The sequence below is a fragment of the Streptomyces sp. NPDC007872 genome (assembly GCF_042868165.1).
Classification (GTDB): domain Bacteria; phylum Actinomycetota; class Actinomycetes; order Streptomycetales; family Streptomycetaceae; genus Streptomyces.
The window spans coordinates 417,154-434,785 of record NZ_JBIAEA010000002.1; the positions used below are offsets into that span (position 1 = coordinate 417,154).

The 17,632-nt window shown below is 72.8% G+C and carries 15 protein-coding genes and 2 tRNA genes; 15 read left to right on the plus strand and 2 right to left on the minus strand.

Features of this window, described 5'->3' with window-relative positions; translation table 11 throughout:
* Positions 1-77: 77 nt before the first annotated feature.
* On the plus strand, positions 78-1,163 hold the full coding sequence (locus ACFYNX_RS07000; RefSeq protein WP_388658511.1) for a hypothetical protein: 1,086 nt from the start codon (positions 78-80) through the stop codon (positions 1,161-1,163).
* On the opposite strand, the gene ACFYNX_RS07005 is transcribed toward ACFYNX_RS07000, so the two are convergent.
* The gene (locus ACFYNX_RS07005) at positions 1,148-2,266 is read right to left on the minus strand and encodes a M48 family metallopeptidase (protein WP_388658514.1); all 1,119 of its coding nucleotides are present in this window, start codon (positions 2,264-2,266) and stop codon (positions 1,148-1,150) included. The genes ACFYNX_RS07000 and ACFYNX_RS07005 overlap by 16 nt on opposite strands.
* 128 nt (positions 2,267-2,394) lie before the next feature.
* Here ACFYNX_RS07005 and ACFYNX_RS07010 point away from each other — a divergent pair, with 128 nt between their 5' ends.
* The 8 genes from ACFYNX_RS07010 to ACFYNX_RS07045 all read left to right on the plus strand — a co-directional run bounded on the left by ACFYNX_RS07010 (position 2,395) and on the right by ACFYNX_RS07045 (position 7,224).
* On the plus strand, positions 2,395-2,643 hold the full coding sequence (locus ACFYNX_RS07010) for a hypothetical protein (protein ID WP_388659808.1): 249 nt from the start codon (positions 2,395-2,397) through the stop codon (positions 2,641-2,643).
* Positions 2,644-2,726: 83 nt separating this feature from the next.
* Positions 2,727-2,888: a hypothetical protein gene (locus tag ACFYNX_RS07015; RefSeq protein ID WP_365538213.1), complete on the plus strand. Its 162-nt coding sequence runs from the start codon at positions 2,727-2,729 to the stop codon at positions 2,886-2,888.
* Positions 2,889-2,939: 51 nt separating this feature from the next.
* Complete coding sequence (gene nadD / locus ACFYNX_RS07020; protein WP_365538210.1) at positions 2,940-3,560, plus strand: nicotinate-nucleotide adenylyltransferase; 621 nt, start codon at positions 2,940-2,942, stop codon at positions 3,558-3,560.
* A gap of 19 nt (positions 3,561-3,579) precedes the next feature.
* Positions 3,580-5,391 carry an LCP family protein gene (locus ACFYNX_RS07025; protein ID WP_388658518.1) on the plus strand — a complete coding sequence of 604 codons (1,812 nt, stop codon included), beginning with the start codon at positions 3,580-3,582 and terminating at the stop codon, positions 5,389-5,391.
* 83 nt (positions 5,392-5,474) lie between these two features.
* Positions 5,475-5,942: a ribosome silencing factor gene (gene rsfS, locus ACFYNX_RS07030; protein WP_388658521.1), complete on the plus strand. Its 468-nt coding sequence runs from the start codon at positions 5,475-5,477 to the stop codon at positions 5,940-5,942.
* Positions 5,939-6,592 (plus strand): histidine phosphatase family protein, encoded by a 654-nt coding sequence (locus ACFYNX_RS07035; RefSeq protein WP_365538979.1) that lies wholly within the window; start codon positions 5,939-5,941, stop codon positions 6,590-6,592. Before rsfS ends, ACFYNX_RS07035 begins: the two co-directional genes overlap by 4 nt.
* Before the next feature lie 95 nt (positions 6,593-6,687).
* Positions 6,688-6,760 (plus strand) — tRNA-Ala (locus ACFYNX_RS07040).
* 230 nt (positions 6,761-6,990) lie between these two features.
* The gene (locus ACFYNX_RS07045; RefSeq protein ID WP_005317760.1) at positions 6,991-7,224 is read left to right on the plus strand and encodes a hypothetical protein; all 234 of its coding nucleotides are present in this window, start codon (positions 6,991-6,993) and stop codon (positions 7,222-7,224) included.
* Here the strand turns inward: ACFYNX_RS07045 and ACFYNX_RS07050 are convergent.
* A complete protein-coding gene (locus ACFYNX_RS07050; RefSeq protein WP_388658524.1) occupies positions 7,203-8,606 on the minus strand; it encodes a glycosyltransferase 87 family protein in 1,404 nt (467 codons plus the stop codon). The two genes, ACFYNX_RS07045 and ACFYNX_RS07050, sit on opposite strands and share 22 nt — an antisense overlap.
* A 121-nt stretch (positions 8,607-8,727) precedes the next feature.
* On the opposite strand from ACFYNX_RS07050, the gene ACFYNX_RS07055 reads away from it, so the two are divergent.
* The 6 genes from ACFYNX_RS07055 (at position 8,728) to ACFYNX_RS07080 (ending at position 17,610) form a co-directional block, all read left to right on the plus strand.
* Positions 8,728-8,800: transfer RNA gene (locus tag ACFYNX_RS07055), tRNA-Ala, on the plus strand.
* A gap of 287 nt (positions 8,801-9,087) precedes the next feature.
* On the plus strand, positions 9,088-11,958 hold the full coding sequence (gene leuS / locus ACFYNX_RS07060; protein WP_388658527.1) for a leucine--tRNA ligase: 2,871 nt from the start codon (positions 9,088-9,090) through the stop codon (positions 11,956-11,958).
* A gap of 155 nt (positions 11,959-12,113) precedes the next feature.
* Positions 12,114-12,839, plus strand: a complete 726-nt coding sequence (locus tag ACFYNX_RS07065) for a hypothetical protein (protein WP_388658530.1) — start codon at positions 12,114-12,116, stop codon at positions 12,837-12,839.
* Between the two features lie 102 nt (positions 12,840-12,941).
* Complete coding sequence (locus ACFYNX_RS07070; RefSeq protein ID WP_125666969.1) at positions 12,942-13,787, plus strand: DegV family protein; 846 nt, start codon at positions 12,942-12,944, stop codon at positions 13,785-13,787.
* 539 nt (positions 13,788-14,326) lie between these two features.
* Entirely contained in the window at positions 14,327-15,076 is a 750-nt protein-coding gene (locus ACFYNX_RS07075; protein WP_388658533.1) for a helix-hairpin-helix domain-containing protein, read from the plus strand.
* Positions 15,073-17,610, plus strand: coding sequence for a ComEC/Rec2 family competence protein (locus ACFYNX_RS07080; RefSeq protein ID WP_388658536.1), 2,538 nt, complete (start codon positions 15,073-15,075; stop codon positions 17,608-17,610). Before ACFYNX_RS07075 ends, ACFYNX_RS07080 begins: the two co-directional genes overlap by 4 nt.
* The last annotated feature ends 22 nt before the right edge of the window (positions 17,611-17,632 follow it).

The following is a 17,632-nucleotide window of genomic DNA, read 5'->3' on the forward strand; positions in this document are numbered from 1 at the left end:
CTCCGATGGCGGAATTCTTCGGAACTTGTCGTGTACCTGGGCGTTTACCGAAGCTCCCGCAGACCTACCCTGAAGGTATGGCAGGGCGTGGCGACCCGCCTGAGGGGACGCCCGAGGGGTTCCCCGGCGGTGGTGAGGACGAGTACCGATCCGTCGTCTTCGACGAGGCGTTCGTCCGCGCTGCCCGCCTCCAGGAGTTCTCCGCCAGGGAACGGATGGGCGAGCACGCCCAGGCCGTCCGCAGCCTCCCCTCCGGGACGGCCCGGAGCGGCTCCCACCAGGCCGTCCTGCTCGTCCTCCTCGTCCTCCTCGCCTTCGGCACCGCCGTCTACCTGGGCGTCCGCAACCCGTACCAGCCCCCCGTCGACCAGCGCGCCGAACCCCTGCGGACCACCGTGGTCCGGCTCGCCCCCCGGGCCCCCGTCCCCGGCGGCGAACCCGCGCGGCTCTTCGCCCACAGCCCGGCCGCCGAGTACCGCGTCGGGGCCGCCGGCATCAACCTGCCGGTCACCGGACGCACCACCCACTTCGCCGGGAGCCAGGTCGTCGCCGCCCTCGGCATCGCCAGGGAGTACCTGGTGGCCTCCTCCCTGAACCCCGACGTCCTCACCGGGGCCACCGTGCGGCTCCCGCGCCTGCTGCTCGACCCCGACCAGCACGAACAGTTCGACCGGAGCGTGGAGTCGCCCGCCGACGACGGCCGGCACGCCCCCGCCGCCTGGCTCGTCCGCTTCGACCCCCGGGAGGTCGCCCTCGCGGACCCCGCCGTTCGCGTCCAGGGCACCCTCCGCTTCGAGGAGACCGGGCCCGACACCCTGGACGTCACGGCGGACCACACGTACACCTACGCCCTCCGCCCGGTCGCGCGGGGCGCCGGGCCGGTCGCCGCGGCGTCCCTCTTCACCGTCCACCGCACCGTGCACTTCCGCTTCGACCGCGAGGACCTGCGGGCGCACCGCACCGAGCTCCTGAGCAGCACCTCGGAGGCCGGACCGCAGGCCTGCGACACGGACACCACGGGCTCCCTGAAGCCGCTCCTGGCGGGAGCGCGGGCCCCCGGGGCGGACGCCGGCCCCGCGGTCACCGACCCGTACGCCACCGACCGGCCCGCCGCCCCCTCGCTGTGCGGAGCCCTGTCGCCGAAGGCTCAGCCCTCGTTCTGACCGCTTCCGGCGTCGCCCCGGGCGTCGTCCTCCCCGGCCGACGCCTTGCCGTCGTCCGCCTTCGGGGCACCCTGGCCGCCGAACCGGTTGCGCAGCCGGCCGCCTAGGTCGCCCGCCAGGTCACCGGCGCCGCCGGCTATGTCCCCGACCAGCTTGAACAGCGGATCCTTGCTGTTCCGCACGGTGTCGGCGTAGTGCCCGGCCGACTCGCGGAAGGAGTCCGAGACCGAGGTGTCCTTGTCCTCCGAGCGCTTCGGGTAGTGCCCGTCCATGATCCGCTGGAAGTCGCGGCTCTCCGACCACTTCTTCAGCTCCGCCGCGCGGACGGCGGTGAAGGGGTGCGAGCGCGGCAGCACGTTGAGGATCTTCAGGACCGAGTCCCGCAGGTCCCCGGCCTTCTCGTACTCGTCCGCCTGGGCGAGGAACGCGTCCACGTTCATCTCGTGCAGGTGGTTGCCGCCGGCGATCTTCATCAGGCCGCGCATCGAGGCCCGCACGTCCTGCCCGACGAGCAGCCCGGCCCGGTCGGCGGAGAGCTCCGACTTGCGGAACCACTCGCGCAGCGCCGCCACGATGGCCGTGATCGCGACCGTCCCCAGCGGGATCCAGGCGATCTTGAGCGCCAGGTTGGTGAGGAACAGCAGGACCGTGCGGTACACGGCGTGCCCGGAGAGGGCGTGTCCGACCTCGTGGCCGACGACCGTCCGCATCTCCTCCTCGTCGAGGAGCTCCACCAGACCGGTGGTGAGCACGATGATCGGCTCGTCCAGGCCGATGCACATCGCGTTGGGCTTCGGGTCCTGCGTCACGTACATCGGCGGGACCTTCTCCAGGTCCAGGATGTAACAGGCGTCCCGCAGCATGTCGTTGAGGTGACTGAACTGCGCGTCGCTCACCCGGACGGAGTCCGAGAGGTAGAGGAGCCGCAGACTGCGCTCCGGCAGCAGTCCGCTGAGCGCCTTGAAGGCCGTGTCGAAACCGCTGAGCTTGCGCAGCGCCACCAGCGCCGAGCGGTCGGCCGGGTGCTCGTAGGCCCGCGAGGAGATGCCCGGGAACCGCTTCCGCTGCCTGCTCGGCGCGCTCCCGTGGTCGTTCTCGGTCATGGATGCCCCCTGTTCGTACGAGTCGGTGCTCGTCCCCCTGACTGCACCCAGCCTAGGCGGTGGCGCTACCGTGTGACGGGGCCTGTGGATAACTCGGGCACCGAGGACGACCGAAGGGCACGACCGACATGCCGGACACCGCTACCGCCGCCGCCGTGCTCGCCGCCCCCGCGGGCCAGGGGCTCGGCGACACGCTCCGGATCGTGCTGCTCGTCTCGCTCGTGGGCGGAGCCCTGTTCGCCTGGTTCCTGCTGCGCGGCTACCGCACCGACGACACCGACGGCACCGGCGGCACGGACGACACCGGCCGCACGGACGGCGCCGGAGGGGCGGACGGCGGCGCGGACCGCAACACCGAGCGCGACGCGAACGCCTGAGTCGGCGTGAGCGCCTCCGGACGGCCCGCATACGATGTGCGCGAAGTCTCCGCTCCCATCCCCGATCGATAGGTCTGCCGAAGATGAGCCTCCACAGCGCCGCCGCCCACCTGGTCACCCTCGCCGAGGGCGCCGAGCACGGCGGCAACCACGAAAGCCTCAGCCCCTACCTCACCGGCTTCGGTGCCTTCGGTGCCCTGCTTCTGCTGCTGTGGATCACCACCCGCTTCAACCGCGACCGCTGAACCGACACCGCTGAACCGGCGGCCGCCGCCGTGCCAGTAGGCTCTGCACGCATGGGAGAGCAGGAAGTGCCTACTGGCGGGCGCGGCAAGCGTCGACTGGGCGTGATGGGCGGAACCTTCGACCCGATCCACCACGGACACCTGGTGGCGGCCAGCGAGGTCGCCGCCCTGTTCCACCTCGACGAGGTGGTGTTCGTGCCGACCGGGCAGCCGTGGCAGAAGAGCGACAAGACCGTGTCCGCGCCCGAGGACCGCTATCTGATGACGGTCATCGCCACGGCGTCCAACCCGCAGTTCTCGGTCAGCCGGATCGACATCGACCGCGGCGGCGCGACCTACACCATCGACACCCTGCGGGACCTGCGCTCCCTCAACAGCGACTCGGACCTCTTCTTCATCACCGGGGCCGACGCGCTGTCGCAGATCCTCACCTGGCGCGACGCGGAGGAACTCTTCTCGCTCGCCCACTTCATCGGCGTCACCCGCCCGGGCCACGACCTCACCGACGACGGCCTGCCCAAGGGCGGGGTCTCGCTCGTCGAGATCCCCGCGCTCGCCATCTCCTCCACCGACTGCCGGGCGAGGGTCGCGCAGGGCGATCCCGTCTGGTATCTGGTCCCGGACGGCGTGGTGCGCTACATCGACAAGCGCCAGTTGTACCGCGGCCAGTGAGCTTCGGGGAGGGGCACCGGTGAACGACCAGCAGCACCCGTACGATCCGTACCGTCCGCAGCCGCAGATCATCGGCTACGACGAGTACGGGCAGCCGGTGTACCAGCAGCCGCAGGCGCAGCAGCAGCCCGCGCAGCACTACGACCCGTACGGCGGCGGGCAACAGCAGCCGCAGCAGGGGTACGGCTACGACCCCTACGTCCAGCAGCAGCCGCCGTCCCAGGAGCAGCAGCCGCAGGCGCAGTCCCCGTACGACCCGTACGGGCAGCAGGGCTACGCCTACCCGTCCTACGACACCGGCCGGCAGTACGACACGGATCGGCAGTACGACACCGGGCAGGAGTGGGCGGCCCAGCCCCAGGCCCAACCGCAGGATCACTCCCAGTCCCACTCCCAGGCCCAGCAGCCGCAGGCCCGGCCCGAGGCCGTCCGGCCGGTCCCCGAGGCCCCGGCCGCGCCCGTCGCCGCCCCGCCCGGCGTCCCCGGCCAGCGGCCCGCCTCCGAGCGGTCCGCCCCCGGCCGGCCGGCCTCCGGGCGCCCCGCCCCGTCCCGTACGGACGACGACGACCGCGAGTACCGCACCGAGCAGTTCTCGTTCATCGAGGAGCCCGACGAGGACTCCGAGGACGTCATCGACTGGCTCAAGTTCACCGAGAGCCGTTCGGAGCGGCGCGAGGAGGCCAGGCGGCGGGGGCGCAACCGGATCGTCGCGCTCGTCGTCGTCCTCGTGCTCGCCGCCGTCGGCGGCGTCGGCTACCTGTGGTCCGCCGGCCTGCTCCCCGGCACCTCCGCCCCGGAGCAGAAGGGGACCACCGCCACCGGCCCCCAGAAGCGCGACACCATCGTGGTCCACCTCCACGACACCACGAACGGCGGAACCTCCACCGCCCTGCTCGTGGAGAACGCGACCACCCGCCAGGGCACCACGGTCCTGCTCCCCAACTCCGTCGTCGTCGCCGACGCCGAGGGCTCCGCGACCACCCTCGGCAAGTCGGTCGAGGACGACGGCTCCAGCGGCACCCGGGAGGCGATCGGCAACCTCCTCGGCGCGAAGATCACCGGCACCTGGCGCCTGGACACCCCGTACCTGGAGAACCTCGTCGAGGTCGTCAGCGGCATCGAGACCGACACCGACACCGACGTGCCCGCCCCCAAGAACGGCGCCGAGCCGCTCGTCAGGAAGGGCGAGAAGCAGACGCTGAACGGCCGCGCCGCCGTCGCCTACGCCACCTACCGGGCCCCCGGCGAGGACGACGCCAAGCAGCTCCAGCGCTTCGGCCAGGTCCTGTACGGGGTCCTGCGGAAGATCTCCGACGACCCCGCGTCCGCCACGGTCACCATCGAGACCCTCCAGCAGATCCTCGACCCCTCGCTCCCGGAGAAGGACCTCGGCGCCTCCCTGGCCAAGCTCGCCGAGCACGCCAAGCTCGGCGCCTACAAGACGGCCCTGCTCCCCGTGGAGGAGGACGGCGCGCTGACCGACGGCGCGAGCGACAGCGTCGTGAAGGACATCCTCGGCGGCAAGGTCACCGCCCCCGAGGCGGACGGGATCACCCGCGTCTCGCTGCGGGACGGCTCCGGCAAGAACGCCACCGAGGCGGCCCGGATCGTGCTGGCCAACGGCGGCTACGCCCTCGTGGGCGCCACCGGCGCCCCGGACCAGGAGAAGTCGCAGGTCCTCTACGGCGACGACGCCCAGAAGGCGGCGGCCGCCGAGGTGGCCAAGACGCTGGGCCTGCCGGACGGCTCGGTCCGCAAGGGCGAGACCGCGGGAGCGGCCGCCGTCACCGTCGTCCTGGGCCGGGACTACAAGGTTCCCGGGGCCCGCTAGCGGCGCTCCGGAAAAGCCAGACGGCGTCGTCGGCGGTCCGTGAGACCCTGGAGGGGTACTGGACCGCCGACGAAAGCCTGCCTGTGACCGCCACGGACCGTTCCATCGAGCTCGTCAAGACCGCCGCCCAGGCGGCCGCCGACCGGCTCGCGCACGACATCATCGCGTACGACGTCAGCGACGTGCTGTCGATCACCGACGCCTTCCTGCTCGCCTCCGCGCCCAACGACCGCCAGGTCAAGTCGATCGTCGACGAGATCGAGGAGCGGCTGCTCAAGGAGCTCGGCGCCAAGCCGGTCCGCCGCGAGGGCGACCGCGACGCGCGCTGGATCCTGCTCGACTACGTCGACATCGTCATCCACGTCCAGCACAGCGAGGAGCGGGTCTTCTACGCCCTGGAGCGGCTGTGGAAGGACTGCCCCGAGCTGGAGCTGCCCGAGGACGCCGCGAAGACCCGCGGCAAGGCCGCCGAGCACGCCGCCCTGACCGGTGTCGACACCACCGGCCACGCCTCCGGCCTCCCCGACGGACCGGACGGTGAGCTGAGCTGAGCGCCACCAGGGGCGGCACCGGCCGCCGCATCGTCCTCTGGCGCCACGGCCAGACCTCCTGGAACCTGGAGCGCCGCTTCCAGGGCTCGACCGACATCGACCTGACGGAGGCCGGCGTCGCCCAGGCGCGCCGGGCCGCACGGCTGCTCGCCGCGCTCCAGCCGGACGCCATCGTGGCCTCCGACCTGAAGCGGGCGGCGGCCACCGCCGCCGAGCTCGCCGCGCTCACCGGCCACGACGTCGCCCACGACGCCGCGCTGCGCGAGACGTACGCGGGGGAGTGGCAGGGGCTGACCCACGACGAGATCGTGGCCCGGTACGGCGAGCAGTACGCCGCGTGGAAGCGCGGCGAGCCCGTGCGCCGGGGCGGCGGCGAGCTGGAGACCGAGGTGGCCGACCGGGCCGCCCCCGTGGTCCTGGAGCACGCCGACAAGCTCCCCGAGAACGGCACGCTCGTCGTGGTCAGCCACGGCGGCACCATCCGCACCACCATCGGCCGGCTCCTGGGCCTGGAGTCCCGGCACTGGGAGAGCCTGGGCGGGCTCTCGAACTGCTGCTGGTCCGTCCTGGGCGAGGGCGCGCGCGGCTGGCGCCTGATGGAGCACAACGCCGGCACGCTGCCCGAGCCGGTCCTCGGCGACGACGACTGATCCCCGCAGCGGGCCCGTCGGATCCGGATTTCACTTTCCGGCAGGTCACAGGCTAGAGTTCTTCTTGTTCGCAGCGCGGAGCGCGAAGAACACGAGGGGCTATAGCTCAGTTGGTAGAGCGCCTGCATGGCATGCAGGAGGTCAGGAGTTCAATTCTCCTTAGCTCCACAGTCACCGAATCCCGTCCCCATCAGGGGGCGGGATTCGTCGTTTCGTCACGTTGTGCCGAGTACGCCGGCCCCCTTGCGGGGCCATGGCAGAATCGGACGGCCGGAGGGGGACAGGATCCGGACGGGAGGGTGGCCCAAGTGCTCGGCGACAACGGCAGGGTGTCCTGTCGGTGCACGACCAGGTGCACGACGGGGCGCGCGATCCGCAGCCATAGCTGGAGCTGACTGATGGGTGCACACAGGCGGAAGTGCGACTGGTGCGGCAGCGGCACGCCCATCGTGCGCGACATGGACCCCGTCAACCCCGAGTTCCAGTACTGGTGCGAGGAGTGCGCGCGGGCGCTGATCATAAAAGGCGACCCGATCGAGACCTACCGCGAGCTGGAGGGGGAGCCGATCTACGGCCGGCTCCTCGACGAGCACTGCACCCTCAAGCGGTTCTACTCCTTCGCCACGGCCTGACGCTCCCGCTCGGGCGCGGTCCGGGGCTCCTGCTCCGGTGCTCCCGGCAGCACGGCCTCCAGGACGGGCTCCGTCGCCTTACCGGTCTTCGCCGTCGTACCGGCTTCCGTCGTACCGGCTTCCGTCGTACCGGCCTCCGTCGTACCGGCCTCCGTCCCGTGGCCGGCATCCGTTCCGCGTGCCCGTCGCCGCGTCAGCACGTACCCCGCGAGCAGCGCCGTCGCCGTCAGCGGATAGACGGCGGAGAGCAGCATCTGACCCGCGTTCTGGTCCAGTTCGGGGCGGCCCGGGTCGTGCGGGACCCACCACAGCGCGAACGACGCGAACACCAGGGCCACCGCCCCCGTCACCCGCCACGCGTGCGTGGCGCGGTCCGCGAGCAGGATCAGCAGCGGCACGCACCAGACCCAGTGGTGGGACCACGAGATCGGGCTGATCATCAGCGCCGTGAACGCGCAGACGACCACCGCCACGGCCTTGTCGCCGCGCAGCGCGGCCCGTACCGCCACCACCATCGCCGCGCCGCCCAGGAGGGCCGCCGCCACCGCCCACCACGTGCCCGGGTCGTCGGTGTGCATCAGCCGGGCCAGGACGCCGCGGATCGACTGGTTGGCGGTCTCCTCGGCGAAGCCGACCCGGCCCGTCTCGAACAGCGTCTCCGTCCAGAACCTCTTCGAGTCCGCGGGCAGCGCGACCACCACGGCCAGCGTCGTCCCGAGGAACACCCCGGTCGCCGTCGCCGCCGTGCGCAGCCACTGGTTCCAGGACCGGTCCCGGCGCCACAGCAGCACGCCCGCGACGAGCAGCAGGACCACGAAGAGTCCCGGTGTGAGTTTCACCGCGGTCGCCAGGCCGATGCCGAGGCCCGCCCAGCGGCTGCCCTCGCGGCGCGTGAGGTCCCAGAGCACCGCCACCGCTATGAGCAGGTTGATCTGGCCGTACCGCAGGGTCGTCCACACCGGCTCGCACCAGACCGCGACCGCGGCGACCCAGAACGTCGTGCGCCACAGGTCCGCGCGGGACAGCGACGGACGGACCAGCCGGACCGACAGCAGGACCAGGGCGACCACCAGGAGCAGGTTCCCGCCGGTGGCGAGCGTCCGCATCAGCGGAACGCCCACCAGGGTCAGCGGCACGAACAGCAGGGCCGCGAACGGCGGGTACGTCATGCCGAGGTTCGCCGAGGTGGCGCGCATCGCGTACAGGTCGCCGCCGGCCCGCACCGTCTCGCCCTCGGCCCGGTAGACCATGACGTCGAGCATGTTCACGTGGGCGAGGCGTTGCGCCACCCAGAAGGCCGCGAACGAGAGCAGGCAGATCGCCGCGGCGGTGGCCAGGGGCCAGGGCCGGGCACGGGTTTTCGAGAGCACGGAGACGGACACAGTCGGCGACCCTACCCGGCGCTCCCGGAGGGGGCCGGGAATCGATTTGGAGATCTGCCGGGGAGCCGGTTAATGTTCTGTCTGTCGCCGCGAGGGAAACCGGAGCGGAGGCGGAAAGCAAGGGGCTATAGCTCAGTTGGTAGAGCGCCTGCATGGCATGCAGGAGGTCAGGAGTTCAATTCTCCTTAGCTCCACAGAAACTCCACGGAAGCTGTGGAGGGCAAAGCGGGTCACCCGGATCGGGTGGCCCGCTTTCTCGTGTCCCGGTCCCCGGAACGCCGGTGCGGCCCGTGCGGCCGCTGCGGTACCCTGGCGCCATGCGTGCCGTACGCCTCCTGCTTACCGAGCCGCGCTGACCAGTCCCGACGGGTGACAGACATTCCGTCGGAGTCGGCGCGGCATCCCCTCCTGTGCGAGGGGATTTTTCATTTCGGGCAGTCAGTGGCCGTGGGCAGAGACGATCGATGGAGCTTCAAGGACCATGACCGAGATCAATACGGCTGCCGAGACGGCGGCCCCGCATCGCTACACGGCGGCCATGGCCGCCGACATCGAGGCACGCTGGCAGGACTTCTGGGACGCCGAGGGCACGTACGAGGCCCCGAACCCCACCGGCGACCTGGCGGGCGACCCCGCGGTCGCCGCCCGGCCCAAGAAGTTCATCATGGACATGTTCCCGTACCCCTCGGGCGCGGGACTGCACGTCGGCCACCCGCTGGGCTACATCGCGACGGACGTCTTCGCCCGCCACGCGCGCATGACCGGCCACAACGTGCTGCACACCCTGGGCTTCGACGCCTTCGGCCTGCCGGCCGAGCAGTACGCCGTGCAGACGGGCACGCACCCGCGCGTGTCCACCGAGGCCAACATGGAGAACATGAAGGTCCAGCTCCGCCGGCTGGGTCTGGGCCACGACAAGCGCCGGTCGTTCGCCACGATCGACCCGGAGTACTACAAGTGGACCCAGTGGATCTTCCTGCAGATCTTCAACTCCTGGTACGACGACGAGGCGAAGAAGGCCCGCCCGATCGCCGAACTGGTCGAGCGGTTCGAGAACGGCACGCGTGAGATCCCCGGCACCACGCGCGCGTGGAGCGAGCTGAGCGCCACCGAGCGCGCCGACGTCCTGGGCGAGTACCGCCTGGCGTACGCCTCCGACGCGCCCGTCAACTGGTGCCCCGGCCTGGGCACCGTCCTGGCCAACGAGGAGGTCACCGCCGACGGACGCTCCGAGCGCGGCAACTTCCCCGTCTTCAAGTCCAAGCTGCGCCAGTGGAACATGCGGATCACCGCCTACGCGGACCGCCTGCTGGACGACCTGGACGCGCTGGACTGGCCCGAGGCCATCAAGCTGCAGCAGCGGAACTGGATCGGCCGCTCCGAGGGCGCCCGCGTCGACTTCCAGGTCGGCGAGGCCGGCGCCATCACCGTCTTCACCACCCGCCAGGACACCCTGTTCGGCGCCACCTACATGGTCCTGGCCCCCGAGCACGACCTGGTCGAGAAGATCGTCCCGGCCACCTGGCCCGAGGGCACCCACAACGTGTGGACCGGCGGCCACGCCACCCCCGCCGAGGCCGTCGACGCCTACCGCAAGCAGGCCGCCTCCAAGTCCGACGTCGAGCGCCAGGCCGAGGCCAAGGACAAGACCGGCGTCTTCACCGGCGCGTACGCGACCAACCCGGTCAGCGGCGAGCGCGTCCCGGTCTTCATCGCCGACTACGTCCTGATGGGCTACGGCACCGGCGCCATCATGGCCGTCCCCGCGCACGACAGCCGCGACTTCGCCTTCGCGCGCGCCTTCGAGCTGCCGATGCGCTGCGTTGTCCAGCCCTCGGACGACCGCGGCACCGACCCCTCCACCTGGGACGACGCGTTCTCCTCCTACGAGGCGGAGCTGGTCGACTCCGCCAACGACGAGATCTCCCTGGACGGCTTGGGCGTCGCCGCCGCCAAGGAGAGGATCACCGCCTGGCTGGCCGACCGCGGCATCGGCGAGGGCACTGTCAACTTCCGGCTGCGCGACTGGCTGTTCAGCCGCCAGCGGTACTGGGGCGAGCCCTTCCCGATCGTCTACGACGAGGACGGCGTCGCCCACTCCCTGCCCGAGTCGATGCTGCCCCTGGAGCTGCCGGAGGTCGAGGACTACTCGCCGCGCACCTTCGACCCGGACGACGCGGACACCCGCCCGGAGACCCCGCTGTCCCGCAACGAGGACTGGGTGAACGTCACCCTGGACCTGGGCGACGGCCCCAAGAAGTACCGCCGCGAGACCAACACCATGCCCAACTGGGCCGGTTCCTGCTGGTACGAGCTGCGCTACCTGGACCCGCACAACTCCGAGAAGCTGGTCGACCCGGCCGTCGAGCAGTACTGGATGGGCCCCCGCGAGGGCATGCCGACCGGTGGCGTCGACCTGTACGTCGGCGGCGCCGAGCACGCCGTACTGCACCTGCTGTACGCGCGCTTCTGGTCCAAGGTCCTGTTCGACCTGGGCCACGTCTCCTCGGCCGAGCCCTTCCACAAGCTGTACAACCAGGGCATGATCCAGGCCTTCGTCTACCGGGACGCGCGCGGGATCGCCGTACCGGCGGCCGAGGTCGAGGAGCGCGACGGCGGCTTCTGGTACCGGGGCGAGAAGGTCTCCCGCGTCCTGGGCAAGATGGGCAAGTCCCTGAAGAACGCCGTGACGCCGGACGAGATCTGCGCCGAGTACGGCGCCGACACCCTGCGCCTGTACGAGATGGCGATGGGCCCGCTGGACGTGTCCCGCCCCTGGGACACGCGCGCGGTGGTCGGCCAGTACCGCCTGCTGCAGCGCCTGTGGCGCAACGTCGTCGACGAGTCGACCGGCGAGGTCACCGTCGTCGACACCGCGCCGGACGAGGACACGCTGCGCGCCCTGCACAAGGCGATCGACGGCGTCACGCAGGACATGGCCGCGATGCGCTTCAACACCGCCATCGCCAAGATCACCGAGCTGAACAACCACCTGACCAAGTCCGGCGGCGCCCTCTCCCGCACGGTCGCCGAGCAGCTCGTCCTGCTGGTCGCCCCGCTGGCGCCGCACATCGCCGAGGAGCTGTGGCGCCGGCTGGGCCACACCGAGTCGGTCGTCCACCAGGACTTCCCGGTCGCCGACCCGGCGTACGTCGTCGACGAGACCGTGACCTGCGTCGTGCAGATCAAGGGCAAGGTCAAGGCCCGCCTGGAGGTCTCCCCGTCGATCACCGACGCGGAGCTGGAGACGCTGGCGCTGGCCGACCCGCACGTGGTCGCGGCGCTGGGCGGCGCCGAGATCCGCAAGGTGATCGTGCGCGCGCCGAAGCTGGTCAACATCGTCGCGGGCTAGCGGACCGCTGACGCGCGGCTCGGTGACCGGACGCGCACAGGGGTTTCCCCTACGGGCAGGTTGGGGGTTCCGATGGAACCCTCGGCCTGCCCGTTCCGTTTACCGTGGAGGAACCACAACCGTGTGGTGAGTCGACCGATGCCGGAGGGGCACCCATGGAAGCCGTGATTCTCATCCTGGCGCTGCTCTTCTGCGCCTTCGTGGCGCTCGGGGTGTACGCCACCGTGAAGGTGACCAAGGCCGCCAAGCGCGGCGTCGACCGCACCCTGGACCAGGCGCGGCGCACGGTCGAGGACACCACCCTGCGGGCCAAGAGCTTCGGCCAGGCCGGAGCCGCGGGCGAGCTGGCCCGGCTGAGGCTCTCGCTGCGCACCTCGATGCGCGCCACGCAGGAGGCGCTGCAGGCGGGCGTCGGCCAGGACGCCTCGCTGAAGGAGTCGCTCGACCTGTTCCACCGACTCAGCGCGCACGGCCTCGAACTCGACGCCGACCTCAAGAGCCTGGAGCGGGAGCCCGACCGGGCGTGGGTGGCCGGGCAACTCCCCGAACTCACCGCGCGGACCGAGCGGATCACGGGCTCGGCCGACGCACTGCGCCGCGCCGCCCGGGACCGGGCCCTGCGGTTCGCCGAGGACGACCTGTCGACGCTCAGCGCCCAGATCGACGTCGAGGCCGGGGCCCTGCGCCACTGGACCGACCCGGAGCCCGCCCCGGACACCACCGCGGCCGGCACGGAGGAGCGGGGACGCCCCGCCGGGACCGCCGGCCGGGCCGCGGACACCGGGGAGAGCACGAGCGGACCGTCCGCCCTCACGGCACCCGACCCCCGGCTGACCGCGTACCCCTGGGAGAAGACGGCCCGCCCGGAGACCACCACCTGACGACACGGCCGGCCGCCGGGGGCCGGGACGCTCGTCGACGCCCGGTGATCCGGCGGGGGGCCGGGCTGCCGTGGGGCGCTTCCGGCGGGTAACCTCCCGCTCATGTCCCGGCATGTCGCGATCGTCACCGATTCCACGGCCTACCTGCCACGCCAGACGAGGGAGCGGCACGCCGTTACCACGGTCCCGCTGACCGTCGTCATCGGCGACCGCGCCCTCCAGGAGGGTACGGAGATCTCGGCCGAGGCCCTCGCCCAGGCCCTCCAGAAGCGGCGGTCCGTCACCACCTCCCGCCCCAGCCCCGAGGTCTTCGCCGCGACCTACCGCGAGGCCGCCGAGGCCGGTGCGCGGGGGATCGTCTCGCTCCACCTGTCCGCCGAGGTCTCCGGGACCTACGACGCGGCCGTGCTCGCCGCGAAGGACGCCCCCGTGCCCGTACGCGTGGTGGACACCCGCATGGTCGGCATGGCGCTGGGCTTCTGCGCCCTGGCGGCGGCGCAGACCGTGGAGGCCGGGGGATCGCTCGACGAGGCGGTCGCGGCGGCCGAGAAGCGCGCCGCCGGCATCTCCGCCTTCTTCTACGTCGACACCCTGGACTACCTGCGCCGGGGCGGACGCATCGGCGCCGCGCAGGCGCTGCTGGGCTCCGCGTTCGCGGTGAAGCCCCTCCTCGAACTCGACAACGGCCGGATCGAGCTCCGGGAGAAGGTGCGGACGGCCTCGAAGGCCATCGCACGCCTGGAGGAGATCGCGGTGGAGCGGGCCGGGTCCGGGGCCGTCGACATCGCCGTGCACCACCTGTCCGCACCGGAGCGCGCCGCCACGCTCGCGGATCGGCTCCGCGAGCGCGTCCCGGGAATCGGGGAGTTCCACGTCAGCGAGGTGGGCGCGGTCATCGGCGCCCACACGGGCCCCGGGCTCCTCGCGGTCGTCGTCTCACCGCGCTGAGACCACCGGGCCCGTGACGGTCACCCGCAGGGGTGACGGAGTTTTCCACAGTGGGGCCGCTGTCCACGGACCGTGAGCGAGTCCGGCACGGGGTGTCCGCGCTCTCTAACGTCACGGGCATGACGCTTCGTACACGCATCGCATCGACCGCCATCGACACACCGGACACCGCCGGCGCTGCCGCTTTTGTCGCCGGGGCCACGGGCGCCGCCGGCTCCGGAGCCGTGAGGACGGCCCACGGACCGACGAGCGGGCCCGGAAGGGCGGCCGGTTCGGACGGGCGCGGTCGCCCCGCAGGACGCGGTTCGCCTCCGGGGCCGGGGCGGCGGCGCACCCGGGGCGGCGGGCGGCCCGCCCAGGTGCCCGGAGGTGCCGTACGGCGACGGGGGGACGCCCTGTTCCCGACGGCGTCCCCGCCGGAGCCGTCCGCCGAGGTGGCGACACCCGGGACGGAGGAGGTGCCCGGGGCGGAGGAGGTGCCCGGGGCGCCGGGGTGGGTTCTTTCGCCGGTCTCTCCGCCCGGGGTGCGGGAACGGCTGATGGCCGGGGTCCGGGACCGGACGCCGCTGTGGGTGCAGACCCGGTGCGGGCTGGAACCGAGGACGCTGGCCGCGCTGACGGTGGTCCTGCTCGTCGCCGTGGGTCTCGCGGGCGGTTACTTCTGGATGGGCCGACCGGAGCCGGTGCGCGCGCCCGAACTCGTTCGTGCCGCTCCTGCGACGGTCGCGCCTGGAGGACAGGCCGGGCCGGGACAGGCCGGTCCGGAGCCTGAGACCTCGCAGAAGGCGGGGGCACCCCCCACGCCGGCCGCGCCGTCCGTCCCCTCCGGTGTGAAGGTCGTCGTCGACGTCGGCGGGAAGGTGCGCAGGCCGGGGGTGCTGACCCTGCCCGCCGGTTCGCGGGTGGAGGACGCCCTCCGGGCGGCGGGCGGGGTGAGGTCCGGTGCCGATCTCACCGGAGTCAACCGGGCCCGTGTCCTGTCCGACGGCGAACAGGTCCTGGTCGACGTGCCGGGGGCACAGGCCGGCGGTCCCGGCCCCGGGAGCGGAGGGAACGCGGGAGGAACCGGAGGGACCGGAGGGAGTGGGGCGCCGGGGGCACCGGTGAGTCTCAACAGTGCCACGGTGGAACAGCTCGACACCCTCCCGGGCGTCGGACCGGTCCTCGCCCAGCACATCGTCGACCACCGCACGGAACACGGCGGCTTCCGCTCGGTGAGCGAGCTGCGGGAGGTCAGCGGCATCGGCGAGCGACGGTTCGCCGACCTCGAACCACTGGTCCGGCCGTGAGGCGCGACGGGGGAACGGCCACGGAGACGGAGCAGGAGGTACGGGAGCCCACTCGGCCGGAAGGGCCGACCGATCTGCGGCTCGTTCCCCTCGCGGCGGCGGCCTGGGCGGCCGCGGCCTGCGCGGTGGGCGTCACCGGGTGGTGGACGGTGGCCGGTGTCGCGGTCTGCCTGGTGGGAGCGGCGGTGCTTTCGGCGTGGGGCGTGGTCCGGCGGCGTGGGGACCCGGCGAAGAGCCGTGGGGCGGTCGTGCCGGGCGTCGCCACCGGGCGGCGGCTGCGGGCCACCGCGTGGGCCGGGGTCCTGCTGTGTGCCGCGGCCGGGGCCGCCTCGGCGGGGCTGCACGCGGCGGACCTGCGGCGCGGGCCCGTGCCGGTCCTGGCCGAGGAGTACGCGCGGGCGCGCCTGGAGGTGACGGTGACCTCCGATCCACGGCTCACCCGGCCCAAGGTGCGGGGCAACACCATGGCTCCGGTCTCGGTCGTCCTGAACGGCGAGGTGACCCGGGTCGAGCGGTCGGACGGTGCGGTCCACCGGACCCGGGCACCGGTCCTGCTGATCGTGCCGCCGGGGGAGGGGCGCGAGGAGTGGCTGCGGCTCCTGCCCTCCACCCGACTGCGCATCGGCGGCCGGCTCGCGCCGCCGTCGCACCCGGGCGAACCGTTCGCGGCGGTGCTCAAGGCGGACGGATCGGGCCCGCCCCGGATCGTGGGCCGGCCGAACGCGTCGCAACGGACGGCGGGGGAGCTGCGCGCGGGGCTGCGGAGGGCGACCGAGGGACTGGACCCCGACGCGCGGGCCCTGCTGCCCGGCCTGGTCGTCGGGGACACCTCCCGAGTCGGCCCCGAGCTGAGGGACGCCTTCGAAGCCACCGATCTCACGCACTTGTTGGCTGTTTCCGGCAGTAATTTGACAATTGTCCTGCTTCTGTTGATCGGGCGTCCCGGGCGGGCGCACCAGGTGGAACGGGGTGGGCTCGCGCCCCGGCTGGGGCTGTCGCTGCGGGTCACCGGGGTGGCCGGGGGAGGGCTGACGCTGGCCTTCGTGATCGTCTGCCGACCCGACCCGAGCGTCCTGCGTGCCGCCGCCTGCGGTCTCGTCGCGCTGCTCGCGATCGGCACCGGGCGCAGGAGGTCGCTGATCCCCGCGCTGGCCGCCGCCGTTCTCGTCCTGGTGCTCTACGACCCCTGGCTCGCGCGGAGTTACGGGTTCCTGCTCTCGGTCCTGGCCACCGGGGCACTGCTGACGATCGCTCCCCGGTGGAGTGACGGGCTGCGTCGGCGCGGGGTGCCCGGCCGGTTGGCGGAGGCGCTGGCCGCGGCCCTTGCGGCGCAGGCGGTGTGCGCTCCGGTCGTGGTGGTCTTCGCGGCCCGGGTGAGCCTGGTCGCGATCCCGGCGAACCTCTTCGCCGAACTCGCCGTGGCGCCCGCGACGGTGTGCGGGTTCGGCGCGCTGGCCCTGGCGGCGCTCTGGATGCCGGCGGCGGAGGGTCTGGCGTGGGTGGCGGGATGGCCGGTCGGGTGGATCGCGTGGGTGGCCCGCACCGGGAGCGCGTTGCCCGGGGCGGAGCTGGCCTGGCCCGGCGGGTGGTGGGGCGGGCTGGCCCTCGCGCTGCTCACCGTGACCGTGGTCCTCGGGGCGCGCAGACTGCCGTACCGGGGCGTAGTCGGCGTCCTCGTGGCCGGGCTGCTCCTGCTCGCCGTGGTGCGGCCGGTGCCGCTGTCCCGGTGGGCCACCGGATGGCCGCCGCCGGACTGGGTGTTCGCGATGTGCCAGGTGGGGCAGGGGGACGCGACCGTGCTCGCGGCGGGCGGGGACTCCGCCGTCGTGGTGGACGCGGGCCCCGACCCCGTACCGGTGGACCGCTGCCTGCGTGAACTCGGGGTGAGACGGGTGCCGTTGCTGGTGCTCACCCACTTCCACACGGACCACGTGGCCGGGCTCCCGGGGGTGTTGCGGGGGCGGTCGGTGGGGGCGATCCAGACGACGGGGCTCGAAGAGCCGCCCGCCCAGGCCGCGTTCGTACGGCGGACGGCGGCCGCGGCCCGGGTGCCGGTGGTCCGTGCCGAACCGGGGGAGCTACGGAGGGTCGGGGACCTGGAGTGGCGGGTGCTCTGGCCGTGGCCGGCTGCCGGGCGGGTCGCGGAGGACGGGGGCCTCTTCGAGGGGCCCAACGACGCCAGTGTCGCGCTGCTCGTCCGCGCCGCCGGAGGGCTGAGCCTGCTGCTCCTCGGGGACTTGGAGCCACCGGCGCAGCGGGCGCTGTCGCGGGTCCATCCGGGGCTCGCGCCGGTGGACGTCCTCAAGGTCGCCCACCACGGGTCCGCGCATCAGGACCCGGCGCTGATGCGGGTCGTGCGGCCGAGGCTCGCGCTGGTCTCCGCGGGCCGGGACAACCCGTACGGACATCCTTCGCCCCGGACCCTCGCGGCGCTGCGGGACGGCGGGGCGCGGGTGCTGCGGACCGATCGGGACGGGGCGATCGCGGTGGTGGGGGCGGGGAGGGGGCTCGTGGCCGTGCCGAAGGGAGGGTGAACGGCCTTCCCCGGAGCGGGCG

Coding starts and splice junctions, on each gene's coding strand:
- ACFYNX_RS07070 (WP_125666969.1), top strand. CDS start 12,942: ATGTCCCGGCATGTCGCGATCGTCACCGATTCCACGGCCTACCTGCCA.
- ACFYNX_RS07065 (WP_388658530.1), top strand. CDS start 12,114: ATGGAAGCCGTGATTCTCATCCTGGCGCTGCTCTTCTGCGCCTTCGTG.
- ACFYNX_RS07045 (WP_005317760.1), top strand. CDS start 6,991: ATGGGTGCACACAGGCGGAAGTGCGACTGGTGCGGCAGCGGCACGCCC.
- ACFYNX_RS07015 (WP_365538213.1), top strand. CDS start 2,727: ATGAGCCTCCACAGCGCCGCCGCCCACCTGGTCACCCTCGCCGAGGGC.
- ACFYNX_RS07005 (WP_388658514.1), bottom strand. CDS start 2,266: ATGACCGAGAACGACCACGGGAGCGCGCCGAGCAGGCAGCGGAAGCGG.
- leuS (WP_388658527.1), top strand. CDS start 9,088: ATGACCGAGATCAATACGGCTGCCGAGACGGCGGCCCCGCATCGCTAC.
- ACFYNX_RS07000 (WP_388658511.1), top strand. CDS start 78: ATGGCAGGGCGTGGCGACCCGCCTGAGGGGACGCCCGAGGGGTTCCCC.
- ACFYNX_RS07010 (WP_388659808.1), top strand. CDS start 2,395: ATGCCGGACACCGCTACCGCCGCCGCCGTGCTCGCCGCCCCCGCGGGC.
- ACFYNX_RS07075 (WP_388658533.1), top strand. CDS start 14,327: ATGGCCGGGGTCCGGGACCGGACGCCGCTGTGGGTGCAGACCCGGTGC.
- nadD (WP_365538210.1), top strand. CDS start 2,940: ATGGGAGAGCAGGAAGTGCCTACTGGCGGGCGCGGCAAGCGTCGACTG.